The 23,861-nt window shown below is 73.2% G+C and carries 18 protein-coding genes; 15 read left to right on the forward strand and 3 right to left on the reverse strand.

Features of this window, described 5'->3' with window-relative positions:
* Nucleotides 1-456: 456 nt before the first annotated feature.
* The 7 genes from B446_RS26750 (at nucleotide 457) to B446_RS26780 (ending at nucleotide 10,001) form a co-directional block, all read left to right on the forward strand.
* Nucleotides 457-2,394, forward strand: a complete 1,938-nt coding sequence (locus B446_RS26750; protein WP_020942550.1) for an acyl-CoA dehydrogenase family protein — start codon at nucleotides 457-459, stop codon at nucleotides 2,392-2,394.
* Nucleotides 2,395-2,705: 311 nt separating this feature from the next.
* On the forward strand, nucleotides 2,706-3,971 hold the full coding sequence (gene dxr, locus B446_RS26755; RefSeq protein WP_043479164.1) for a 1-deoxy-D-xylulose-5-phosphate reductoisomerase: 1,266 nt from the start codon (nucleotides 2,706-2,708) through the stop codon (nucleotides 3,969-3,971).
* The gene (locus tag B446_RS26760) at nucleotides 3,968-5,272 is read left to right on the forward strand and encodes a M50 family metallopeptidase (protein ID WP_020942552.1); all 1,305 of its coding nucleotides are present in this window, start codon (nucleotides 3,968-3,970) and stop codon (nucleotides 5,270-5,272) included. Before dxr ends, B446_RS26760 begins: the two co-directional genes overlap by 4 nt.
* A gap of 170 nt (nucleotides 5,273-5,442) precedes the next feature.
* Nucleotides 5,443-6,600: a flavodoxin-dependent (E)-4-hydroxy-3-methylbut-2-enyl-diphosphate synthase gene (gene ispG, locus B446_RS26765; RefSeq protein ID WP_020942553.1), complete on the forward strand. Its 1,158-nt coding sequence runs from the start codon at nucleotides 5,443-5,445 to the stop codon at nucleotides 6,598-6,600.
* Between the two features lie 152 nt (nucleotides 6,601-6,752).
* Nucleotides 6,753-7,601 (forward strand): GNAT family N-acetyltransferase, encoded by an 849-nt coding sequence (locus B446_RS26770; RefSeq protein ID WP_020942554.1) that lies wholly within the window; start codon nucleotides 6,753-6,755, stop codon nucleotides 7,599-7,601.
* A gap of 92 nt (nucleotides 7,602-7,693) precedes the next feature.
* Nucleotides 7,694-8,224 (forward strand): GNAT family N-acetyltransferase, encoded by a 531-nt coding sequence (locus B446_RS26775; protein ID WP_043479167.1) that lies wholly within the window; start codon nucleotides 7,694-7,696, stop codon nucleotides 8,222-8,224.
* Between the two features lie 73 nt (nucleotides 8,225-8,297).
* Complete coding sequence (locus B446_RS26780; RefSeq protein WP_020942556.1) at nucleotides 8,298-10,001, forward strand: proline--tRNA ligase; 1,704 nt, start codon at nucleotides 8,298-8,300, stop codon at nucleotides 9,999-10,001.
* A gap of 118 nt (nucleotides 10,002-10,119) precedes the next feature.
* Here B446_RS26780 and B446_RS26785 read toward each other — a convergent pair whose 3' ends face one another.
* From B446_RS26785 to B446_RS26795, 3 genes are all read right to left on the reverse strand, one after another.
* A complete protein-coding gene (locus B446_RS26785) occupies nucleotides 10,120-11,028 on the reverse strand; it encodes an aminoglycoside phosphotransferase family protein (protein WP_020942557.1) in 909 nt (302 codons plus the stop codon).
* A gap of 567 nt (nucleotides 11,029-11,595) precedes the next feature.
* On the reverse strand, nucleotides 11,596-12,075 hold the full coding sequence (locus tag B446_RS26790) for a ferritin-like domain-containing protein (protein WP_043479169.1): 480 nt from the start codon (nucleotides 12,073-12,075) through the stop codon (nucleotides 11,596-11,598).
* Between the two features lie 74 nt (nucleotides 12,076-12,149).
* A complete protein-coding gene (locus tag B446_RS26795; protein WP_020942559.1) occupies nucleotides 12,150-12,674 on the reverse strand; it encodes a hypothetical protein in 525 nt (174 codons plus the stop codon).
* Nucleotides 12,675-12,891: 217 nt separating this feature from the next.
* Between B446_RS26795 and rimP the strand changes: the two genes are divergently transcribed.
* The 8 genes from rimP (at nucleotide 12,892) to B446_RS26835 (ending at nucleotide 23,854) form a co-directional block, all read left to right on the forward strand.
* A complete protein-coding gene (gene rimP / locus B446_RS26800) occupies nucleotides 12,892-13,401 on the forward strand; it encodes a ribosome maturation factor RimP (protein WP_020942560.1) in 510 nt (169 codons plus the stop codon).
* Between the two features lie 2 nt (nucleotides 13,402-13,403).
* Nucleotides 13,404-14,402, forward strand: coding sequence for a transcription termination factor NusA (gene nusA, locus B446_RS26805; protein WP_020942561.1), 999 nt, complete (start codon nucleotides 13,404-13,406; stop codon nucleotides 14,400-14,402).
* A 112-nt stretch (nucleotides 14,403-14,514) separates the two neighbouring features.
* Nucleotides 14,515-14,796, forward strand: a complete 282-nt coding sequence (locus tag B446_RS37420; protein WP_020942562.1) for a YlxR family protein — start codon at nucleotides 14,515-14,517, stop codon at nucleotides 14,794-14,796.
* A 163-nt stretch (nucleotides 14,797-14,959) separates the two neighbouring features.
* Complete coding sequence (gene infB, locus B446_RS37425; RefSeq protein WP_078614809.1) at nucleotides 14,960-18,025, forward strand: translation initiation factor IF-2; 3,066 nt, start codon at nucleotides 14,960-14,962, stop codon at nucleotides 18,023-18,025.
* Between the two features lie 197 nt (nucleotides 18,026-18,222).
* Complete coding sequence (locus B446_RS26820; protein WP_020942564.1) at nucleotides 18,223-18,516, forward strand: DUF503 domain-containing protein; 294 nt, start codon at nucleotides 18,223-18,225, stop codon at nucleotides 18,514-18,516.
* 49 nt (nucleotides 18,517-18,565) lie between these two features.
* Nucleotides 18,566-19,036: a 30S ribosome-binding factor RbfA gene (gene rbfA / locus B446_RS26825; RefSeq protein ID WP_020942565.1), complete on the forward strand. Its 471-nt coding sequence runs from the start codon at nucleotides 18,566-18,568 to the stop codon at nucleotides 19,034-19,036.
* The gene (truB, locus tag B446_RS26830; RefSeq protein WP_020942566.1) at nucleotides 19,033-19,938 is read left to right on the forward strand and encodes a tRNA pseudouridine(55) synthase TruB; all 906 of its coding nucleotides are present in this window, start codon (nucleotides 19,033-19,035) and stop codon (nucleotides 19,936-19,938) included. Before rbfA ends, truB begins: the two co-directional genes overlap by 4 nt.
* A 298-nt stretch (nucleotides 19,939-20,236) precedes the next feature.
* Nucleotides 20,237-23,854: a trypsin-like peptidase domain-containing protein gene (locus tag B446_RS26835; RefSeq protein ID WP_020942567.1), complete on the forward strand. Its 3,618-nt coding sequence runs from the start codon at nucleotides 20,237-20,239 to the stop codon at nucleotides 23,852-23,854.
* Nucleotides 23,855-23,861 lie beyond the last annotated feature (7 nt).

Below are 23,861 nucleotides of genomic sequence, written 5' to 3' on the forward strand. Positions count from 1 at the left end.
GTCACCTCGGTGACACCGTCCCCGAAGTCGCAGCCACGACGGACGAGTTCGGCACCGGCACCGGCCGTCGGGGTCACCGCGTCGCCCGCCGTCCCGGCGCGGTCGACGATCGCGATGCCGGAGTGCTCGTCCAAGTCCGCCGCCTCCGGACCCTGCCGGGTCACCGGCCGCGTGACCGGGGCCTCGCCGTCCAGGGCGACGGCCGTACGCAGCCGGACTCCCGCGCTGGTCCCGCCCGACGCCGGCAGCCCCTCGCAGAAGGAGTGAGGGTGTCTCGACAGTAGCTCCAGCACGACGCCCCGACCGTCTCCGGACGACGGCCGGTATCCGTCCGGCCCGACCCGATCGGACCGCGAGGGGTGGTGGGGTCGGCCCGTTTCGGGTACCAACGATCCAGTAGCACCGGTCGGTAAGGACCGGTCCCCATCGTCCCTCTTCGTGACGAGGTGAGCCTCCATGTCCGCCACCACCACCCCACGCACCACCGTCACCGAGCGCGAGGCGCGCGAGGTGGCGGAGGCCGCCCGGGAGCAGGACTGGCGCAAGCCAAGCTTCGCCAAGGAACTGTTCCTCGGCCGCTTCCGGCTCGACCTCATCCACCCCCACCCGCTGCCCGACGCCGAAAGCGTGCGCCGCGGCGAGGAATTCCTCACCAAGCTGCGCGCCTTCTGCGAGTCCACCATCGACTCCGCCCGCATCGAACGCGAGGCCCGCATCCCCGACGAGGTCGTCGCCGGCCTGAAGGAACTCGGCGCCCTCGGCATGAAGATCGACCCCAAGTACGGCGGCCTCGGCCTCACCCAGCTCTACTACAACAAGGCCCTCGCCCTCGTCGGCTCCGCGAGCCCCGCCGTCGGCGCCCTGCTCTCCGCCCACCAGTCGATCGGCGTACCGCAGCCCCTGAAGATGTTCGGCACCCAGGAGCAGAAGGACACCTTCCTGCCCCGCTGCGCCCGCACCGACATCTCCGCCTTCCTGCTCACCGAGCCCGACGTCGGCTCCGACCCGGCCCGCCTCGCCACCACCGCCGTCCCCGACGGCGACGACTACGTGCTCGACGGCGTCAAACTGTGGACCACCAACGGAGTCGTCGCCGACCTGCTCGTCGTGATGGCCCGGGTGCCCGCCTCCGAGGGCCACAAGGGCGGCATCACCGCCTTCGTCGTCGAGGCGGGCTCCGAGGGCATCACCGTCGAGCACCGCAACGCCTTCATGGGCCTGCGCGGCATCGAGAACGGCGTCACCCGCTTCCACCAGGTGCGCGTCCCCGCCGCGAACCGGATCGGCCCCGAGGGCGCCGGCCTGAAGATCGCGCTCACCACCCTCAACACCGGGCGGCTCTCCCTGCCCGCGATGTGCGCCGGCGCCGGCAAGTGGTGCCTGAAGATCGCCCGGGAATGGGCGGCCGAACGCGAGCAGTGGGGCAAGCCCGTCGCCCTGCACGAGGCCGTCGGCTCCAAGATCAGCTTCATCGCGGCCACCACCTTCGCCCTGGAGGCCGTCCTCGACCTCTCCTCCCAGATGGCCGACGAGGACCGCAACGACATCCGCATCGAGGCCGCCCTCGCCAAGCTCTACGGCTCCGAGATGGCCTGGCTGATGGCCGACGAACTGGTCCAGATCCGCGGCGGCCGCGGCTACGAGACCGCCGAGTCGCTGGGCGCCCGCGGCGAACGCTCCGTCCCGGCCGAGCAGATCCTGCGCGACCTGCGCATCAACCGCATCTTCGAGGGCTCGACGGAGATCATGCACCTCCTCATCGCCCGCGAGGCGGTCGACGCCCACCTCTCCGTCGCCGGCGACCTCATCGACCCCGACAAGTCCCTCTCCGACAAGGCCAGGGCGGGCGCCAACGCCGGCGTCTTCTACGCCAAGTGGCTGCCGAAACTGGTCGCAGGACCCGGCCAGCTCCCCTCCGCCTACAACGAGTTCAAGCACGCCGTCGACCTCTCCGGCCACCTGCGCTACGTCGAACGGCACGCCCGCAAACTCGCCCGGTCCACCTTCTACGCCATGTCCCGCTGGCAGGGCCGCATGGAGACCAAGCAGGGCTTCCTCGGCCGGATCGTCGACATCGGCGCCGAGCTGTTCGCCATGAGCGCGGCCTGCGTACGCGCCGAACGGCTGCGCAGTGAGGGCGAGCACGGCCGCGAGGCCTACCAGCTCGCCGACGCCTTCTGCCGCCAGGCCCGCATCCGCGTCGAGGAACTCTTCGCCCGGCTGTGGACCAACACCGACGACCTCGACCGCAAGGTCGTCATGGGAGTCCTCGGCGGGGCCTACACCTGGCTGGAGGAGGGCGTCGTCGACCCCTCCGGCGAGGGCCCCTGGATCGCGGACGCCACCCCCGGCCCCAGCGAACGCGAGAACGCCCGCCGCCCCTACGGCGCCTAGCCACACCGGACCAGGTCGGGCTCCCGCCCCGGGGTGGGAGCCCGACCTGGTCGGCGCGGGATCCGGACCACGCCCCGCACGCCACCACGCGCCACACCGCACCCAGTGCACCTCGACGCACCTCAGCGCACCCCACCGCGCCCCAACGCACAGCAGCGCGCTCCAGTGCGCCCCCAGCCGTTGTCCCCCGTCACCCCTCACCCGCCCCTCACAAGCGGACAACCACTCCATCCGGCGACGAAACCCGCCAACGCACCCGCCCGGGGGACGCCCTGTCCAGGCGGCCACGGCTTACGGCCACAATGGGGGGCATGACCGACAGTCCCGCCAGTCCCGCACCCCTAGCCGACCCGCACCTCGTGTACGACCCCCTCGCGGGGGACGGCCCGAAGGACGTGGTGATCCTCGGCTCCACCGGGTCCATCGGAACGCAGGCCATCGACCTCGTGCTGCGCAACCCGGGCCGCTTCCGGGTCACCGCCCTCTCCGCGAACGGCAGCCGCACGGCCCTGCTCGCCGAGCAGGCCCACCGGCTGCGGGTGCGCGCCGTGGCGGTCGCCCGCGAGGACGCCGTGCCGGCCCTGCGCGAGGCCCTGACCGAGCGGTACGGCGCCGGGGAGGCGCTCCCCGAGATCCTCGCCGGACCGGACGCGGCCACCCACGTCGCCGCCTCCGACTGCCACACCGTGCTCAACGGCATCACCGGTTCCATCGGCCTGGCGCCCACCCTCGCCGCCCTGGAGGCCGGCCGCACCCTCGCGCTCGCCAACAAGGAGTCGCTGATCGTCGGCGGGCCCCTGGTCAAGGCGCTGGCCAAGCCCGGGCAGATCATCCCGGTCGACTCCGAGCACGCCGCGCTCTTCCAGGCCCTCGCCGCCGGCACCCGCGCCGACGTGCGCAAGCTGGTCGTCACCGCCTCCGGCGGCCCCTTCCGCGGCCGCAGCAAGGCGGAACTGGCGAACGTCACCGTCGAGGACGCCCTCGCCCACCCCACCTGGGCCATGGGCCCGGTCATCACGATCAACTCGGCGACCCTCGTCAACAAGGGCCTCGAAGTCATCGAGGCGCACCTGCTCTACGACATTCCCTTCGACCGCATTGAGGTCGTCGTGCATCCGCAGTCGTATGTCCACTCGATGGTCGAGTTCACCGACGGATCCACGATCGCCCAGGCGACGCCCCCCGACATGCGGGGGCCGATCGCCGTCGGTCTGGGCTGGCCCGAACGCGTTCCCGACGCGGCGCCCGCCTTCGACTGGAGCAAGGCCTCCACCTGGGAGTTCTTCCCCCTGGACAACGAGGCCTTCCCCTCGGTGAACCTCGCCCGGCACGTGGGACAGCTCGCGGGGACCGCCCCGGCGGTGTTCAATGCGGCCAACGAGGAGTGCGTCGAGGCCTTCCGCACCGGCGCACTGCCCTTCAACGGCATCATGGAGACCGTCACCCGGGTCGTCGAGGAGCACGGCACCCCGGTCACGGGAACTTCACTCACCGTGTCGGACGTCCTCGAAGCGGAGACCTGGGCACGGGCCCGGGCGCGCGAACTGACTGACCGGACCGCGGAGGCGCGTGCATGACGACCCTGATGTTCATCCTCGGCATAGTGGTCTTCGTGGTCGGCCTGCTCGTCTCGATCGCCTGGCACGAGCTGGGGCACCTGTCCACGGCCAAGCTCTTCGGCATCCGCGTCCCGCAGTACATGGTCGGGTTCGGCCCCACCATCTGGTCGCGGAACAAGGGCGAGACCGAGTACGGCATCAAGGCCGTCCCGCTCGGCGGCTACATCCGCATGATCGGCATGTTCCCGCCCGACGAGGCCGGCCGGGTCTCCGCCCGCTCCACCTCGCCGTGGCGCGGCATGATCGAGGACGCCCGCTCGGCGGCCTTCGAGGAACTCAAGCCCGGTGACGAGACGCGCATGTTCTACACGCGCAAGCCGTGGAAGCGGGTCATCGTCATGTTCGCGGGTCCGTTCATGAACCTGATCCTCGCGATCGGTCTGTTCCTGACCGTCCTGATGGGCTTCGGCATCCAGCAGCAGACCACCACCGTCGCCTCCGTCTCGCCCTGCATCATCGCGCAGAGCGAGCACCGCGACAGCTGCAAGAAGAGCGACCCGGCCTCCCCGGCCGCGGCCGCCGGGATACTGGCGCGCGACAAGATCGTCTCCTTCGGCGGCAAGCCGACCCCGGACTGGAACACGCTGTCCGACCTCATCCGCGACAGCGCCGGCCGGACCGTGCCCATCGTCGTCCAGCGCGACGGCAGGGAACTCACCCTGCACGCGACGATCGCCACCAACCAGGTCACCCGGAAGGACTCCAGCGGCACCTACGTCCAGGGCGAGTACGTGAAGGCCGGCTTCCTCGGCTTCAGCGCCGCCACGGGCGTCGTCAAGCAGGACTTCGGCCAGTCCGTGACCTGGATGACCGACCGCGTCGGCGACGCCGTCGACTCGCTCGTCGCCCTGCCCGGCAAGATCCCGGCCCTGTGGAACGCGGCCTTCGGCAACGGCCCGCGCGAACCCGACTCCCCGATGGGCATCGTCGGCGCGGCCCGCGTCACCGGCGAGATCGCCACGCTCCACATCCCGGCGTCCCAGCAGCTGGCCATGGCCCTCTTCGTGGTCGCCGGCTTCAACCTCTCCCTGTTCCTGTTCAACATGCTCCCGCTGCTCCCGCTCGACGGCGGGCACATCGCCGGCGCCCTGTGGGAGTCCCTGAGGCGCAACGTGGCCCGAGTCCTGCGCCGCCCCGACCCGGGCCCCTTCGACGTCGCCCGCCTGATGCCGGTGGCCTACGTGGTGGCGGGCATCTTCGTCTGCTTCACGATCTTGGTCTTGGTGGCGGACATCGTTAACCCCGTCAAAATCAGTTAGCCGTCCGGCGTTCGAGGCGGCCCGGAAGGCTGGGATTTCGGGCCGCCTCCCATAGAGTGGGTTTACCGGGTGGGATGTGCTGCCCTACGGGGCCGTGCCGTAATCTCGAAGTCTGGAGCCCGCCGTTCACGGGACCGGACCTTGATCCACGACTTGGGGTTGCACAGCAGATGACTGCGATTTCTCTCGGCATGCCGTCCGTTCCGACCAAGCTCGCCGAGCGCCGGAAGAGCCGGCAGATCCAGGTCGGGTCCGTCGCGGTCGGCGGGGACGCGCCCGTCTCGGTGCAGTCGATGACGACGACCCGTACGTCCGACATCGGTGCCACCCTCCAGCAGATCGCCGAGCTGACCGCCTCCGGCTGCCAGATCGTCCGTGTCGCCTGCCCCACCCAGGACGACGCCGACGCCCTCGCCACCATCGCCCGCAAGTCGCAGATCCCGGTCATCGCGGACATCCACTTCCAGCCCAAGTACGTCTTCGCGGCCATCGAGGCCGGCTGCGCCGCCGTCCGCGTCAACCCCGGCAACATCAAGCAGTTCGACGACAAGGTCAAGGAGATCGCCAAGGCCGCCAAGGAGCACGGCACCCCGATCCGCATCGGGGTCAACGCCGGCTCCCTGGACCGCCGGCTGCTCCAGAAGTACGGCAAGGCCACCCCCGAGGCGCTCGTGGAGTCGGCCCTGTGGGAGGCGTCCCTCTTCGAGGAGCACGACTTCCGGGACATCAAGATCTCCGTCAAGCACAACGACCCGGTCGTCATGATCGAGGCCTACCGCCAGCTCGCCGAGGCCTGCGACTACCCGCTGCACCTCGGCGTGACCGAGGCCGGCCCGGCCTTCCAGGGCACCATCAAGTCGGCCGTCGCCTTCGGCGCCCTGCTCTCCCAGGGCATCGGCGACACCATCCGCGTCTCCCTCTCGGCCCCGCCGGCCGAAGAGGTCAAGGTCGGCCTGCAGATCCTGGAGTCGCTGAACCTCAAGCAGCGCGGTCTGGAGATCGTCTCCTGCCCGTCCTGCGGCCGCGCCCAGGTCGACGTGTACAAGCTCGCCGAGGAGGTCACCGCCGGCCTCACCGGCATGGAGGTCCCGCTGCGCGTCGCCGTCATGGGCTGCGTCGTCAACGGACCCGGCGAGGCCCGCGAGGCCGACCTCGGCGTCGCCTCCGGCAACGGCAAGGGCCAGATCTTCGTCAAGGGCGAGGTCATCAAGACCGTCCCCGAGTCCAAGATCGTGGAGACCCTCATCGAGGAGGCCATGAAGCTCGCCGAGCAGATGGAGGCCGACGGCGTCACCTCCGGCGAGCCGTCCGTCTCGGTGGCCGGCTGAGCGCCCCGCGGGGCCGCCGGGAACCGCGCGGCCGGCCACAGCCGGCGCGCGGCCGCCCGGCGACCGGCAAGCACCCTGACTCCGGGGCGCAGCGCCCAGACGGCGCGGCTATAGTGCGGAGATCAGCAGAACCCCAGGGTGAGGCCCCGCACGTGTTGACCCAGACCACCTCACGGGTGCTCGAACCGAGCGACCTTGACGCCGCGCTCGCCGTCCTCGACCGCGAGCCGGTCGCGAACGCCTTCGTGACCTCCCGGGTCCAGGTCGCGGGCCTGGACCCGTGGCGGCTCGGCGGCGAGATGTGGGGCTGGTACGAGGACGGCATGCTCACGTCCCTGTGCTACGCGGGCGCCAACCTCGTACCGATCTGCGCCACCCCGCGGGCCGTGCGCGCGTTCGCGGACCGGGCCAGGAGGGCCGGGCGGCGCTGCTCCTCCATCGTCGGGCCCGCCGGACCCACCGCCCAGCTGTGGCGCCTGCTCGAACCGCAGTGGGGCCCCGCCCGCGAGGTCCGCGCCCACCAGCCGCTGATGGTCACCGACCGGATGCCCGCCGACATCGTCGCTGACCCCTACGTCCGTCGCATCCGCAAGGACGAGATGGAGACGATCATGCCGGCCTGCGTGGCGATGTTCACCGAGGAGGTGGGCGTCTCCCCGCTGGCCGGGGACGGCGGGCTGCTCTACCAGGCCCGGGTGGCCGAACTCGTCGGTTCCGGCCGCTCCTTCGCCCGCCTCGACGAGAACGGCAAGGTGGTCTTCAAGGCGGAGATCGGCGCGGCGACGCGCCACGCCTGCCAGATCCAGGGCGTGTGGGTGGCGCCGGAGTACCGGGGCCGCGGCCTGGCGGCGCCCGGTATGGCCGCCGTCCTGCGGTACGCCCTCGCCGACGTGGCCCCGGTGGTCAGCCTCTACGTCAACGACTTCAACACGGCGGCCCGGCGGACGTACCAGCGCGTGGGCTTCCGGGAGACCGGCGCGTTCATGAGCGTGCTGTTCTAGCCCGGGCCCCGCCCAGGGCGCGCGAGCCGTACCCGGCGGGTGCGGACGCCGGTGCCGGCCGCCGATCGGTGACCGCCCTGTACGCTCCCCGCATGGACGTCGTGATCGGCCCCCTGGACCTCACCGCCCACGTCGACGAGGCCCTGGCGGTGCAGGCCGTCGCCTTCGGGCTGGGCCCCGAGGAGGTCGCCGTACGCCGCCAGATCGTCCAGCGGCACATGCAGTACCGCGGGGCGCGCGCGCTCGGCGCCACCAGCCGGGGCCGCCTGGTCGGCTTCGTCTACGGGATGCCCAACTCCCGCACTCACTGGTGGTCCACCGTCGTGGAGCCCTACCTGCGCGCCCGGGACAACGACCTCTGGCTGGACGACTCCTTCGTCATCACGGAGCTGCACGTCCACCCCGACCACCAGAACCTGGGCGTCGGCCGCCGGCTGATCACCGCGATCACCGACGGGGCCGCCGAGCCGCGCTCGATCCTCTCCGCGATCGACATGGACAGCCCGGCGCGGGGCCTGTACCACTCCCTCGGCTACGTCGACCTCGCCCGTCCGGTCCACTTCCCGAGCGCGCCCAAGCCCTACGCCGTGATGGGCGCCCCGCTGCCGCTGCGGCGCCGTTAACCGATTTCCACCGGCACAGGCGGCCCGGCTAACCTCCTTGCCATCACCCTTTCCCGTCAGGAGTAAGAGAGCCATGGCCAACGCACCGGTCCAGCGCATGTCCCAGTTGATGGCGAAGACGCTGCGCGACGACCCGGCGGACGCCGAGGTCCTCAGCCACAAGCTCCTCGTCCGCGCCGGCTACGTCCGCCGCACCGCCGCCGGCATCTGGAGCTGGCTGCCCCTGGGCAAGAAGGTCCTCGCCAACGTGGAGCGGATCGTCCGCGAGGAGATGGACGCCATCGGCGCCCAGGAGGTCTCGCTGCCCGCCCTGCTGCCGCGCGAGCCCTACGAGGCCACCGGCCGCTGGGACGAGTACGGCCAGGAGCTGTTCCGGCTCCAGGACCGCAAGGGCGGCGACTACCTCCTCGGCCCCACCCACGAGGAGATCTTCACCCTGCTGGTCAAGGACCAGTGCACGTCCTACAAGGACCTGCCGGTGATCCTGTACCAGATCCAGACCAAGTTCCGCGACGAGGCCCGGCCCCGCGCCGGCATCCTGCGCGGCCGTGAGTTCCTCATGAAGGACTCGTACTCCTTCGACCTGGACGACGAGGGCCTGGGCAGGTCCTACGCGCTGCACCGCGAGGCCTACCGGCGCGTCTTCGAGCGCCTCGGCCTCGACTACCGCATCGTCGCCGCCACCGCCGGCGCGATGGGCGGCTCCAAGTCCGAGGAGTTCCTGGCCCCGGCCGAGGCCGGCGAGGACACCTTCGCGGACTGCCCGAACTGCGACTTCGCGGCGAACACCGAGGCCGTCGTGTACGAGCTCAAGGCGGTGGACGGCTCGGCCGTGCCCGCGCTGGAGGAGATCCCCACCCCGGACACCCCGACCATCGAGACCCTGGCGGCCTCGCTCGGTGTCCCCGCCTCCGCCACCCTGAAGAACCTGCTGGTCAAGGTGGACGGCGAGATCGTGGCCGTCGGCGTGCCCGGTGACCGCGAGGTCGACCTGGGCAAGGTCGAGGCGCACTTCGCCCCGGCCACCGTCGAGATGGTCACCGAGGCGGACTTCGCGGGCCGCCCCGACCTGGTGCGCGGCTACGTGGGCCCGCAGGGCCTCGGCGAGAAGGTCACGTACATCGCCGACCCGCGCGTGGCTCCCGGCACGTCCTGGATCACCGGCGCCAACAAGGACCAGACCCACGCGAAGAACGTCGTCGCCGGCCGTGACTTCGAGGTCGACGCGTACGTGGACGTCGTGGTGGTCCAGGAGGGCGACCCCTGCCCGAAGTGCGGCACCGGCCTGAAGCTGGACCGCGCCATCGAGATCGGTCACATCTTCCAGCTCGGCCGCAAGTACGCCGACGCCCTCAAGCTCGACGTCCTCGGCCAGAACGGCAAGCCGGTCCGCGTCACCATGGGCTCCTACGGCATCGGTGTCTCGCGTGCCGTCGCCGCGCTCGCCGAGCAGACCGCCGACGACAAGGGTCTGGTGTGGTCCAAGGAGGTCGCCCCGGCCGACGTGCACGTGGTCGCCGCCGGCAAGGCCCTGCAGACCGAGCTGGCGCTCGACGTCGCCGACAAGCTGGCCGCCGCGGGCGTCCGTGTCCTGGTGGACGACCGGGCCGGGGTCTCCCCGGGCGTGAAGTTCACCGACGCGGAGCTGATCGGCGTGCCCCAGATCCTGGTGGCCGGCCGCCGCTCCGGCGAGGGCGTCCTGGAGCTGAAGGACCGCAAGACGGGTGAGCGCGAGGAGCTCTCCGTCGAGGACGCGATCGCCCGTCTGACGGCCTGATCGCCTCGCGGCCGTCTCCGGCGGCCCGATCATCCGGCAGTCGTACCGACGGCCCGGCGCGGACACGGCCCCGCCGCCCACAAGGGCGCGGGGCCGTGTCCCGTTTTCTGTCCGCCGTCTACAGCCAGCCGGCGAACTCCAGCAGCAGCTCGCCGTCCTTGGGCCGTCCCACCCGGAAGGCCCGTACGCCGGACTCCACGGCCCGGAACAGCGTCCAGCCGCGCAGCCGGTCCTGGTCGACCTCCAGGGACTCCGCGAGCCGCTTGATGCGCCGCCGCGTGGTCGAGGGGCCGGACTGCACGGCGATCAGGTCCTCCACCCGGTCGCGCACCAGGCGCGCCAGGTCGAACGCGACCTCGCCGACCACCGGGTCCGGGCCCACCGCGAGCCACGGCATCCGGTCCCCGGCGAGCACCTTGCTCTGCCGGAACGTCCCGTGCAGCAGCCGGTGGTCGGGCGGCGCGGCCAGCAGGTCCGCGCGGGCCGTGAGCGCCGCCTCCACCAGGGGCGCCGCCTCGGGTTCGGACAGGGCGCCGGCCCGCATGGCCTCGGCCTGCCGCCCGGTGCGCTCCGCCACGGTCTCGAAGGTGTGGTGGCCCGGCGGTTCGACCCACAGCCGGCGCAGTGTCCCGGCCGCCTCCAGCAGGGCCTTCGCCTCCGGCAGCGACCGTACCGACACGTCCGGGTGCAGCCGCTCCAGGAGCAGCGTCCCGTCGGCGGTGTCCTCGTCGTCCGACTCCAGCAGCTGTACGGCGCCCAGGCCGGCCCAGTGCGCCAGTGCGGCCCGCTCGCTCTCGGGGCGCGCCCGGGCGGGGGCCAGCTTCAGTACCGCGGGGGTGCCGTCGGCGCGCCGGACCAGCACCACGAGGCTGCTGCGCCCGCCCGGCACCTGGACCCGCTCCGCGGTCAACTCGCGCCGGGCGACCGCTTGCTCGGCGGTCCCGGGGAGCCGGGCCAGCCAGTCGTCGCCGGCCGGCGCCGTCTCACCGAGCGCCCGCACCAGTCGCTGCGGCGGTTCGAAAACCATGCGCGAGTCCGTTCCCTTCTCTCCGGTCTCCCTGACCCTTCCCGGCCCCGGCCCTTACGGGACTTGGCCCGGCCCTGTCCCGGTCCCTTTCCGTCCGGGACCCGGACCGGCCCTTCGTAGCCCTGTCCGGACCCGGCCCTGTCCGGACCCGGCCCTGTCCGGACCCGGCCCTGTCCGGACCCGGCTCTGTCCGGACCCGGCCGGATGCGAGCCCGGCCCGGCCCTCCCCGGGCCCATCCTGGCCCGTCCTTCCCGGCCTCGTCCGCGTGGCTCGGCCCTTCCTGGTCCCTTCCGGACCTGGCTCAGCCCTTCCCGTCCTGTTCGGACCTGGCCCGGTCGTCCCCGGTCCCGTACGGGACCTGTTCGGACCCGGCCGGCCTTTCCGAGCCCGGCCCCGTCCGGCCCGGTCCTCCCTGGCCCTGCCCGGACCCGGCCCGGTCAGTCCTGGCCCCTCCGACCCGGTCCGGCCCGTTCCTGCCGCCCGGCGCCGCACGTTCCTCCCCGGCCCTTCCCGGTTCCGGGGCCGGCCCTCGTGGTCACCGCGCCGCGGACGCGGTCACCGTGCCGTCACGGCGACGGGGACGCCGACCCGCCCGCCCCGGCCGCGCCGGTGTCGCCGGTGCCGGTGCCGGTGCCGTCGGTGGTCCGTTCGGCGAGCCCAGGGAAGGCTACGCTCTCCCCGCTCCAGCGCACCGCCCGCACCGCGGCCTCGCGCAGCGCCCCGGCGGCCGTGCCGCGCCGCTCACCGGTCGCCGCCCGCACCAGGTCGGAGTACACACCTGCCACCCGCTCCTCCAGGCGGGCGGCCAGCCGTACCGCCGTGGCCGCGTCCGGCACCTGGAACGGCAGCGCGTACGCGGCGCTCGCGGCGACCGGTGCGCCGCCCAGGTCACGCACCTCGCGCACCAGCGCGTCGCGCCGCGCGCGGTGGGCGTCGTACGCCGCGCGCGCCTCGGCCCGCCGGCGCTCGCCGATCCGGCCGCCGACGACGCCGTACCCGTACACGGCCGCGTGCTCGGCCGCGAGCGCCGACTGCAGTGCGGTCAGTTCGGCCGTTCGGCCGGTGTCCCCGGACGATCTCCGCGAGGTGGTCGCGCGGTCCGTCCTGCGCTGTTCGTCGCTCACTTGGCCGCCTCCGTCAGCAGGTACGCGTGCGCCGCACCGGCGGCGGCCACGGACGCCATGAGCCGGGCCAGTTCGCCCGGCACGTCCAGCAGGGCCCGCGCGCGCCGGTCGGCGAGATCGCGCTCGGCGGCGGCGAGGGAGGCGAGGGCGTCCTTGGGGGCGGCGGGCACGGCCGGCGGGCTCGCCGTGGCGGAGACGGAGGCGCCGGCGGCCGCGGGGGAGGGGGACCTGGTGGCGCCGGCGCCGCCGAACGCCTCTGCGTGGGCCGCCACCGCGGCGCGCAGCGGCCGCAGCCGGTCCGCCAGGGCCGGGTGGGCGGCGGCCACGGCGTCGTAGTGCTCCAGCAGGGACGCGCTGTCCCGGGCCGCACGCGCGCGTGCCCGCGCGGCGCGCGAGGGGCCCTCGTCCCCGGAGTCCTCGGCGGCCGAGCAGCCCACCAGCAGGGCGGCTCCGGCGGCCGACGCGATCAGGGATCTTCTGCGCGGCCCCGAAAGGGTGCGCGGCGGTGGGGAGTACGGCACTGCAGACGTCCTCGGGGCACTCGTACGGAGGGAACGGCGAAGGAAGAACAGCCGGCGGGCGGCACGCCCGTGATCACCGTACCCGCGCGCCCCGCGCACACCACCCACCGGCACCGCGCGAACACAGGTGGACGGCAACACTCTCCTCGACCGGATACCCTTTGATCAGACACGCGCCCCATCCCACAACAGCACACGCGGCCGAGGAGTCACCCGGATGAGCACCACCCAGAGCGAGAGGCTGCGAGAGCTGCTCGAACCGCTCGTCACCTCGCAAGGGCTGGATCTCGAAGAGATCGCCGTGGACTCCGTGGGACGCAAGCGGGTGCTGCGTGTGGTCGTCGACTCCGACACCGGAGCGGACCTGGACGCGATCGCCGATGTGAGCCGCGCGCTCTCGGCGAAGCTCGACGAGACCAACGCGATGGGCGACGCCGCGTACGACCTGGAGGTCGGCACCCCCGGCGCCGAGCGCGCCCTGACCGAGCACCGGCACTTCGTGCGCGCCACCGACCGGCTGGTGAGGTTCCAGCTCGCCGAGGGCGGCGAACTGGTCGCGCGGATCCTGACGGTCGACGAGGACGGTCTCGACGTCGAGGTCCCGGGTGTGAAGGGCCGCAAGGCCACCACCCGCAGGCTCGGCTTCCCGGAGATCGCCAAGGCGCGGGTGCAGGTCGAGTTCAACCGCAAGGACAAGAAGGACATGAAGGAAGAGGAGGAGGCGTAGCCGTGGACATCGACATGAGCGCCCTGCGGGGCTTGGTCAGGGAGAAGGAGATCTCCTTCCCCCTGCTGGTCGAGGCGATCGAGTCGGCCCTCCTCATCGCCTACCACCGCACCGAGGGAAGCCGCCGGCACGCGCGCGTGGAGCTCAACCGGGAGACCGGGCATGTGACCGTGTGGGCGAAGGAGGACCCGGAGGACCTCGAGGAGGGCCAGGAGGCCCGCGAGTTCGACGACACCCCGTCCGGCTTCGGCCGGATCGCCGCGACCACCGCCAAGCAGGTGATCCTGCAGCGGCTGCGCGACGCCGAGGACGACGCCACGCTCGGCGAGTACGCGGGCCGTGAGGGCGACATCGTCACCGGTGTGGTCCAGCAGGGCCGCGACCCGAAGAACGTGCTGGTCGACATCGGCAAGCTGGAGGCCATCCTGCCGGTGCAGGAGCAGGTGCCCGGCGAGACGTACCCGCACGGCATGCGGCTGCGGTCGTACGTGGTCCGCGTGGCCAAGGGTGTCCGGGGTCCCTCGGTGACGCTCTCGCGCACGCACCCGAACCTGGTGAAGAAGCTCTTCGCCCTGGAGGTGCCGGAGATCGCCGACGGCTCGGTGGAGATCTCCGCGATCGCCCGTGAGGCCGGTCACCGGACCAAGATCGCCGTACGGTCCACCCGTTCGGGCCTGAACGCCAAGGGTGCCTGCATCGGCCCGATGGGCGGCCGGGTGCGCAACGTGATGGGTGAGCTGAACGGCGAGAAGATCGACATCGTCGACTGGTCGGACGACCCGGCGGAGATGGTGGCGAACGCCCTGTCACCCGCTCGGGTGAGCAAGGTCGAGGTCGTGGACCTGGCCTCCCGGTCGGCCCGGGTGACCGTGCCGGACTACCAGCTGTCGCTGGCGATCGGCAAGGAAGGGCAGAACGCCCGGCTCGCGGCCCGGCTCACGGGCTGGCGGATCGACATCCGCCCGGACACCGAGCAGGCCGGGGACCGGGACGGGGAATAGCCGGGGAATAGATCTCGGCCGTGAGCCGCTGAGATCACGTCAGCCTGGTGCAAGCAAGTGTTCGACTTCTGCCCCGGAGGGGTGAGGTCGGTCCGGGGAGGTAGACTTAGGAGTGTCTGGCCGGACGCGAGCCCGCGCATGCCCTGAGCGCACCTGTGTGGGGTGCAGGCAGCGAGCGGCCAAAGACGTTCTGCTGCGGACCGTGGCGGATCAGGAACAGTGCGTTCCCGATCCTCGCGGTACGCTGCCCGGCCGGGGTGCGTACGTTCACCCCGACCCGGTCTGTCTCGACCAGGCGGTGCGCCGCCGGGCGTTCCCGAGGGCGCTTCGCGTCCCGGGGCCGCTCGACATAAAGGCGTTGCGCCGGTACGTCGAGCAGACGGACAGTTGCTGAGCAGGCAACACGGTAAGAAAGCGTCGCGCGGAAGCCCCCGTGCGGCCTGGTACCTCGCGAGTCGAAAGCAGGTCGAGATTGCGATGAGCACTCGATGAGTACGCGATGAGTACGCCCATGAAGTAGCGACGGTCCGGCTTCACCCGGACCTCAAAGGAGCGAAGTGGCTAAGGTCCGGGTATACGAACTCGCCAAGGAGTTCGGCGTGGAGAGCAAGGTCGTCATGGCCAAGCTCCAAGAACTCGGTGAATTCGTACGTTCGGCGTCTTCGACCATCGAAGCGCCCGTTGTACGCAAGCTGACTGACGCCTTCCAGGGAGGCTCCGGCAAGTCCGCCGGCAAGCCCGCCCCGCGCAAGGCTGCCCCCAAGCCCGCCGCGCCCGCCCCGGCGCAGGCGGCCCGTCCGGCTGCTCCGAGGCCGGCGGCCCCCAAGCCCCCGACGGCCCCGGCCCCGGCTGCCCAGCAGCCCGCCGCGCCGCCGGCTCCCTCGGCGCCCGCGCCGGCCCAGGGCCCGCGTCCGGTTCCGGGTCCCAAGCCCGCGCCGCGTCCGGCTCCGGCCGCGCCGGAGTTCACCGCTCCGCCGGCTCCGGCCGCCCAGGCCCCGCAGGCTCCGGCCGCGCAGGGTCCGCGTCCCGGCGCCCGTCCGGGTGCTCCCAAGCCCGGCGGCCGTCCGTCCGGTCCGGGTCAGGGCCAGGCGGCCCGTCCGGGTCAGGGCGGCGCGCGTTCCGGTGGCCAGGCCCCGCGTCCGGGTGCCCGTCCGGCCGGTCCGCGTCCGGGTAACAACCCCTTCACCTCCGGTGGCTCCACCGGCATGGCCCGTCCGCAGGCCCCGCGCCCGCAGGGCGGTCCGCGTCCGGGTGGCCCCGGTGCCCCCGGCGCCGGTCCCCGTCCGCAGGCCCCCGGCCAGCAGGGCGGCGGTCCGCGTCCGCAGGCTCCGGGCGGTTCCCGTCCGTCGCCGGGCGGCATGCCCCGCCCGCAGGGCGGCCCGCGTCCCGGCCCGGCCGGTCCGCGTCCGAACCCCGGCATGATGCCGCAGCGTCCCGCTGCCGGCCCGCGTCCCGGCCCCGGTGGCGGCGGTCGCGGTCCCGGCGGTGCCGGTCGTCCCGGTGGCGGCGGCGGTCGTCCCGGTGGCGGCGGCTTCGCCGGTCGTCCCGGTGGCGGCGGTGGCGGCTTCGCCGGTCGTCCCGGTGGTCCCGGTGGCGGTGGCGGCGGCTTCGCCGGCCGTCCGGGTGGTCCCGGCGGTGGCGGCGGTGGCCGTCCCGGCTTCGGCGGCCGTCCCGGTGGTCCCGGTGGCCGCGGTGGCACGCAGGGCGCCTTCGGCCGTCCCGGTGGTCCCGCGCGTCGTGGCCGCAAGTCGAAGCGGCAGAGGCGCCAGGAGTACGAGGCCATGCAGGCCCCGAGCGTCGGCGGCGTGATGCTGCCGCGCGGCAACGGCGAGACCATCCGTCTCTCCCGCGGCGCGTCGCTCACGGACTTCGCGGAGAAGATCAACGCCAACCCGGCGTCGCTCGTCGCGGTCATGATGAACCTCGGCGAGATGGTCACGGCCACGCAGTCCGTCTCCGACGAGACGCTGCAGCTCCTCGCGGGCGAGATGAACTACACGGTTCAGATCGTCAGCCCCGAGGAGGAGGACCGCGAGCTGCTCGAGTCCTTCGACATCGAGTTCGGCGAGGACGAGGGCGACGAGGAGGACCTGGTGGTCCGCCCGCCGGTCGTCACCGTCATGGGTCACGTCGACCACGGTAAGACCCGACTGCTCGACGCCATCCGCAAGACGAACGTCATCGCGGGCGAGGCCGGCGGCATCACCCAGCACATCGGTGCCTACCAGGTCGCGACCGAGGTCAACGACGAAGAGCGCAAGATCACCTTCATCGACACCCCGGGTCACGAGGCGTTCACCGCCATGCGTGCCCGTGGTGCGAAGTCGACCGACATCGCGATCCTGGTCGTCGCGGCCAACGACGGCGTCATGCCGCAGACGGTCGAGGCGCTCAACCACGCCAAGGCGGCCGACGTGCCGATCGTGGTCGCGGTCAACAAGATCGACGTCGAGGGCGCCGACCCGACCAAGGTGCGCGGTCAGCTGACCGAGTACGGCCTGGTGGCCGAGGAGTACGGCGGCGACACGATGTTCGTCGACATCTCCGCCAAGCAGGGTCTGCACATCGACTCGCTGCTGGAGGCCGTGGTCCTCACGGCCGACGCCTCGCTCGACCTGCGGGCCAACCCGCACCAGGACGCGCAGGGCATCTCGATCGAGTCCCGTCTCGACCGCGGCCGCGGTGCCGTGGCGACGGTCCTCGTCCAGCGAGGCACCCTGCGGGTCGGCGACACGATGGTCGTGGGCGACGCCTACGGCCGCGTGCGCGCCATGCTCGACGACAACGGCAACAACGTCGCCGAGGCCGGCCCGTCGACGCCGGTCCAGGTCCTGGGCCTGACCAACGTCCCGGGTGCGGGTGACAACTTCCTGGTGGTGGACGAGGACCGTACGGCCCGTCAGATCGCCGAGAAGCGTGCCGCCCGTGAGCGCAACGCCGCCTTCGCCAAGCGCACGCGCCGCGTGTCGCTGGAGGACCTGGACAAGGTCCTGAAGGCCGGCGAGGTCCAGCAGCTGAACCTGATCATCAAGGGTGACGCGTCCGGTTCGGTCGAGGCCCTCGAGTCCTCGCTGCTCCAGCTGGACGTCGGCGAAGAGGTCGACATCCGCGTCCTGCACCGCGGCGTCGGTGCGGTCACGGAGTCCGACATCGACCTGGCGATGGGTTCCGACGCCATCGTGATCGGCTTCAACGTCCGCGCGGCCGGCCGCGCGGCGCAGATGGCCGAGCGCGAAGGTGTGGACGTCCGGTACTACTCGGTCATCTACCAGGCGATCGAGGAGATCGAGGCGGCCCTCAAGGGCATGCTCAAGCCGGAGTACGAAGAGGTCGAGCTGGGCACGGCGGAGATCCGCGAGGTCTTCAAGTCGTCCAAGCTGGGCAACATCGCCGGTGTCCTGGTCCGCTCGGGCGAGGTCAAGCGCAACACCAAGGCGCGCCTCATCCGCGACGGCAAGGTGGTCGCGGAGAACCTCACCATCTCCGGTCTGCGTCGCTTCAAGGACGACGTCACCGAGATCCGCGAAGGGTTCGAGGGCGGTATCAACCTCGGCAACTTCAACGACATCAAGGTCGACGACGTCATCGCGACGTACGAGATGCGGGAGAAGCCGCGGGTGTAACACCCACGGTGGCTGACGCTGGCCGACGGGACTTCCGGTCCCGTCGGCCAGCGTGCCGTTCCCGGGCCCGCCACGGTGGGCCCGGGAACGGCAAAACCCCGTCGAGCCCCAGGCGGGAACGGGGTACCGTTCTTGATGTCCCCGGCCATACGGACCCGGGGCCATCGATCCCGGACCGGCGGGTGAACCGGTGACACATGTACGTGGGGACTCTGTCCTTCGACCTGCTCCTCGGCGACGTCCACTCGCTGAAGGAGAAGCGCTCCGTCGTCCGCCCGATCGTCGCCGAACTCCAGCGGAAGTACACCGTGAGCGCGGCGGAGGTGGATCATGTGGACCTCCACCGGCGGGCGATCATCGGCCTCGCCGTGGTCTCCGGCGACGCGACGCACCTCACCGACGTACTCGACCGGTGCGAGCGGCTGGTCGCCGGCCGCCCCGAGGTGGAACTGCTGTCCGTGCGACGGCGCATCCACGGCGACGACGACTAGACCCAGAACACCTGAGAACGCAGAAGAAGAAAGAACGGGAGACGGACCAGTGGCCGACAACGCGCGGGCGAAAAGGCTGGCGGACCTCATCCGGGAGGTGGTGGCCCAGAAGCTGCAGCGCGGGATCAAGGACCCGCGGCTCGGCTCGCACGTCACCATCACGGACACCCGGGTCACGGGCGACCTGCGGGAGGCGACCGTCTTCTACACGGTCTACGGGGACGACGAGGAGCGGAAGGAAGCGGCCGCCGGCCTGGAGAGCGCCAAGGGCATCCTGCGCTCCGAGGTGGGCCGCGCCGCGGGCGTGAAGTTCACCCCGACCCTCACCTTCGTCGCGGACGCGCTCCCGGACACCGCCAAGACCATCGAGGACCTCCTCGACAAGGCGCGGCAGTCCGACGCCCAGGTCCGCGAGGCCTCCGCGGGCGCCGCGTACGCCGGTGGCGCCGACCCGTACCGCAAGCCGGCCGACGACGAGGTCGCCGACACGACCGACACGGACGGCGACGCCGCGGAATGACCCAGAAGCACACCACGCCCGACGGCCTCGTCATCGTCGACAAGCCGTCGGGCTTCACTTCGCACGACGTGGTCGCCAAGATGCGCGGTATCGCACGCACGCGCCGCGTCGGCCACGCCGGCACCCTCGACCCGATGGCGACGGGCGTTCTCGTCCTCGGCGTCGAGCGCGCCACCAAGCTCCTCGGGCACCTCGCCCTCACGGAGAAGGAGTACCTGGGCACCGTCCGCCTGGGCCAGAACACCGTCACCGACGACGCCGAGGGGGAGATCACCTCCTCCACCGACGCCTCCAAGGTGACCCGCGACGCCATCGACGCCGGCATCGCCAAGCTGTCCGGCGACATCATGCAGGTGCCGTCCAAGGTCAGCGCCATCAAGATCGACGGCGTGCGCTCCTACAAGCGGGCCCGCGAGGGCGAGGACTTCGAGATCCCCGCCCGCCCGGTGAGGGTCTCCTCCTTCGCCGTGTACGACGTCCGCGACGCCGTGGCCGAGGACGGGACCGCCGTGCTCGACCTGGTGGTCTCCGTGGTCTGCTCCTCCGGCACCTACATCCGCGCCCTCGCCCGGGACCTCGGCGCCGACCTCGGCGTGGGCGGCCATCTGACCGCGCTGCGCCGCACCCGCGTCGGGCCGTACAAGCTGGACGCCGCGAAGACGCTCGAACAGCTCCAGCAGGAGCTGACCGTGATGCCCGTCGCCGAGGCCGCCTCGGCCGCGTTCCCGCGCTGGGACGTCGACGCCAAGCGCTCCCGGCTGCTCCTCAACGGTGTGCGCCTCGAGATGCCCGAGGAGTACGCGGGCACCGGTGCCGTCGCCGTGTTCGGCCCCGAGAACCGCCTCCTCGCGCTGGTCGAGGAGCACAAGGGCAAGGCGAAGAGCCTGGCCGTCTTCGGCTGACCCGCAGTCACCCCGTCACCGGCGGGACGCAACCGCTCCACGGGCGTCTGCCCGTGGAGCGGCGGCCACGGGGTACTGCCACTCGCCGCCGCTCCACGGTCCCCCCTCGGTTCCCCCACCCCTAGCCTGTGTCCAGGCGCTCCCGCCTATTCACCCGACCGGGCAGGCGCTCGGAGTGAAGCGGGGGAGCGGAAGGGGGCGCTTTCTCCGCGCGACCTGTCCCACTGATCATCACGTGCCTACCGTCGAAGGTGAGGACACGTGGACAGGGGCGTGGCAGGCGCGGGGAGGTACGGCCATGGCGGGACCGATCGGTGAGGCGGACCGCACCGGCGCCCCCGGCGCGGTGGCCGACCGTACGCAGGCACGCGCCCCGGGCGACCGTACGCATGAGACGGATGTCGTGACGAGCGCCGACGCCTGCGGTGCGGGAGCGGGCCCGCTCCCGGACCGAGCCGAAGGCGCCGGCCCCGCCGTCGCGCGGGCTCGCACCGACGTCCTCGTCCGGATCCACGACCTGGCCGGCCGCCCGCGCGGCATCGGCTTCCTCGCCGACCACGACGGCACCCTCCTCACCAGCCACGAGGCCGTCGACGGCCTCGCCCGGCTGGTGCTGCACGCGGGCCCCGGCCGCACCTGCGTGGTCGGCGCAGACGCCGTCACGGCGCTGCCCGAGCAGGACCTGGCCCTGATCCGCACCGAGGGCCTGGACGTCGAGCCGCTGCCCCTGACCACCCGCGAACGCGTCGAGGCCGGCACCTACGTCCGCATCGCCGCGGGCTGCTGGCGCGAGGCACGGGTACTGGCCGCGACCCAGGTGACGTACACCGCGACCGACCGCTTCCACCTCATCGAGGACGCACTGGAACTGGCCGTGGGCACGGCCGGGCAGGACGCGCTCCGGCTCGGCGGAGGGGCCGCCGGGGGACCGGTGCTGGACGCGGAGACCGGCACGGTGCTCGGCGTCCTCGGCACCGCCCTGCACTCCGCCCGGCGCGACTGCGGCTTCGCGGTCCCGCTGCGGCCCGCCGACGGCCCCCTGGCCGAGCTGCTCGTCCGCAACGCGACCACCGTGCCCGCCTACGGCGCCGACCTCAACCTGGCCGGCGTCCTGGAACTGACAGCCACCTCGGTGGGCGAGGACGGACCCACGTTCAGCGACCTGGGACACACCGGCGCCACCGGCCCCGCCCATCCGGTACGCCCGGTCGAACGGGCGGGCGTGGCAGCGGAGTTGTCCGCCTTCACCACCGGCGACCGCCACGTGCTCGGCCTCGTCGGCGCCCCCGGCAGCGGCCGTACGACGGAACTCGCGGCCCTCGCGTCCCGCCGCGCCCGGACCGGGCCGCCCGAGCCCACCCTGTGGCTGCGCGGCGCCGACCTGAAGGACACCGACGACTCGGTGGCCGACGCCGCCCGCCGCGCCCTGCGCCGCGCCGCCCGCATCGTCGCCGCCTCCCGCGGCACGCACCACACCGGCCTGGGCGACCTCACCCCCACCCGCGTGGCCCGCCTCGCCCGGCAGGCGGGGCGCCCGCTGCTGCTCCTGCTCGACGGCCCCGAGGAGATGCCGTCCGCCCTCGCCCACCGGCTGCCCGCGTGGACCTCGGGCACGGCCGACTGGCTGCGGGCGAGCGGGGCACGCCTGGTGGTGGCCTGCCGGGAGGAGCACTGGGAACGGGCCGGCGCCGAGTTCCCGGCCGACCTGCTGCACGGGCAGCGGCACGGCGGGCCCGCCCTGCCGCCGTGCGTACCGCTCACCGGCCTCGACGAGGACGAGGCCCGCCTGGCCCGGGCCCGCCACGGCGTCCCCGACGGCGCCCTCACCGGCCGCGACGCCCGCCACCCGCTCACCCTGCGCCTGTTCTCCGAGGTCCGCGCCGCACTCCCCGACGCGGCCCCCACCCGGCCCGTCGACCGGCACGAGGTCTTCGCCGCCCACCTCGACCTCGTGTGCCTGCGCGTCGCGGTCCGCCTCGCCGCCGGGAACGGGCTGCGGGGCACCGCCGTACGGCGGCTCGCGGCCCGGGTCGCCGGCCAGGTGCACGAGGCCGCGCGGCGCAGCCTCGGCCCCGGCCAGGGCCACCTGGACCGCTCGTCCTTCGAGGAGCTGTTCCCCTGGGGACCCGCCCCGGCCCGGCTCGGCGGCGGCTCCGGCTGGGCCTCCGCCGTCCTCACCGAAGGTCTCCTGGTCCCCGCCGGCCCCGGCTACCGCTTCGCACACGAGGAACTGGCCGACTGGATCCAGGGCACCCACCTCGACCTCGACGAGGCCCTGGACGCCCTGATCCACCGCCCCCACCCGCCGGGCGGCACCGAACCACTCCCCGTCCCGCACCACCGGGCAGGCCCGGTCGTCCAGTCCCTGCTCCTCCTCGGCCGCCAGCAGGGGCCCGGCGCACTCGGCGCCCGCCTGCGCGACCTGGCCGACGCCCTGGACCGGGACCCCGCCTCCTGGTGGGCCGCCCGGCTGCTGGGCCGCACCCTGCTCCAGGTCCCGGACGCGACGCCGTACACGGACGTCCTGCGCCTCCTCGCCGACCACATCGTCGGCCGCCGCCGCGAACAGCGGCCCGTACCGGCCGAGTTCGGCCCCGCCTTCTGGACCGAGCTGCCCCTGCCGGACGCGGAGCGCTGCGCGCTGCTGCGCCGCCTGGTCCTGGCCGACGGAGCCCCACCCGGCCCCGGCGACCGCGAGGAACACGCCGGCGAGCGCTACCTCGACGCCGCCGCCCGGCTGCTCGCCGCCGACCCCACCGCCGTACAGCCCCATCTGATCGCGTGGTTCGACGACGAGCGGCCACTGCCCGCGACCCCGCACGCCACCGTCGCCACCGCGGCGCAGGCGCTGCTGCACACCCACCGCCACGGCGCCCTGGACGAACTCACCGAACAGCTCGTGCGCAGCCCGCACCCCCGGGCCGACGAACTGCTCGCCGTCCTCGCCGAGGACGAGCCCTCCGCCGTCTGCCGGGCCGTCGACCGCTGGGCGCACCACGAGCACCCCGCCCGCCGGGCCGCGGCCCTGGCCTGCGGGCTGCGCGTGGCCGCCCACGCGCACACGCCCGCCGACCGCGAGCTGCTGCGCTACGCCGCTCTCGCCCTGCTCGCCCGCCCCGTCGACCGCCCCCTGCACGGCGGCGCGCTCACCCTCCTGGTCCGCGACCCGCAGACCCGCGCCCGGTATCTCGCCGAGGCCCTGCGCCACTTCGCCGACGGCGACCCGCGGATCCCGCCCGACGCCCTGATCCCCGTCCTGACCACCCACGCCGGACCCGTCCTGGAGGCCTTCGGGGCCCGCCTGGCCGGCGGTCCGGACACCGGGGAGACGCTGCGGGCCCTGGCCGGCGTCACCAACCCGGCGCTCACCGGCAGGATCGCCGCGCTGATCCAGGAGACGGCGGCACCGCGCCCCGAGGCCGCCGGTCATCTGGCCGCCTACGTCGACCGCCGCCTCGACGCCGGCCCGACCTCCCGCGCCACCTTGCTGCCCCTGGTCACCGGCCTGGCCGACAACGGCTCCGAGCGCCTCAGGGCCGCCCTCGCCGGCGTCCTCGCCACCCCCGGCGCCCCGGCGTCCCGTGCCCTGCGCGAGGAACTGCTGGACATCCTGCTCGCCCACGAGCGTGACCCGGACGTCCTGGACGCCGTCCTGCACGCGGCGGCCCCCCACGGCGACGGCCGCGACGCGGAGCTGCGCGCCCTGGTCCACCGCACCGGCCTGCTCCTCGGCCGCACGCCCGACGGCGCCACCCGTTTCGACTGGAGCCTGGTCGTCCTGGCCCGGCACGTGCCCGGCTTCGCCGCCCGGATGGCCCGCTGGCTGGGCGAGACCCCGCAGGACTGGGCCGCGGTGGTGGGCCCCAGCGCCCACCGCATGATCGAGAACCTGGCGGGGGTACGGGTGCCGGCCTGACCGGCGG

It is taken from the genome of Streptomyces collinus Tu 365, from assembly GCF_000444875.1.
Lineage (GTDB): Bacteria > Actinomycetota > Actinomycetes > Streptomycetales > Streptomycetaceae > Streptomyces > Streptomyces collinus_A.

Excerpts from the sequence above, each read along its gene's own strand:
- dxr (WP_043479164.1), top strand. The coding sequence starts at position 2,706 with ATGACCGACAGTCCCGCCAGTCCCGCACCCCTAGCCGACCCGCACCTC.
- B446_RS26820 (WP_020942564.1), top strand. The coding sequence starts at position 18,223 with ATGTACGTGGGGACTCTGTCCTTCGACCTGCTCCTCGGCGACGTCCAC.
- B446_RS26780 (WP_020942556.1), top strand. The coding sequence starts at position 8,298 with ATGGCCAACGCACCGGTCCAGCGCATGTCCCAGTTGATGGCGAAGACG.
- B446_RS26750 (WP_020942550.1), top strand. The coding sequence starts at position 457 with ATGTCCGCCACCACCACCCCACGCACCACCGTCACCGAGCGCGAGGCG.
- B446_RS26760 (WP_020942552.1), top strand. The coding sequence starts at position 3,968 with ATGACGACCCTGATGTTCATCCTCGGCATAGTGGTCTTCGTGGTCGGC.
- ispG (WP_020942553.1), top strand. The coding sequence starts at position 5,443 with ATGACTGCGATTTCTCTCGGCATGCCGTCCGTTCCGACCAAGCTCGCC.
- B446_RS26835 (WP_020942567.1), top strand. The coding sequence starts at position 20,237 with ATGGCGGGACCGATCGGTGAGGCGGACCGCACCGGCGCCCCCGGCGCG.
- truB (WP_020942566.1), top strand. The coding sequence starts at position 19,033 with ATGACCCAGAAGCACACCACGCCCGACGGCCTCGTCATCGTCGACAAG.
- B446_RS26775 (WP_043479167.1), top strand. The coding sequence starts at position 7,694 with ATGGACGTCGTGATCGGCCCCCTGGACCTCACCGCCCACGTCGACGAG.
- B446_RS26785 (WP_020942557.1), bottom strand. The coding sequence starts at position 11,028 with ATGGTTTTCGAACCGCCGCAGCGACTGGTGCGGGCGCTCGGTGAGACG.
- rimP (WP_020942560.1), top strand. The coding sequence starts at position 12,892 with ATGAGCACCACCCAGAGCGAGAGGCTGCGAGAGCTGCTCGAACCGCTC.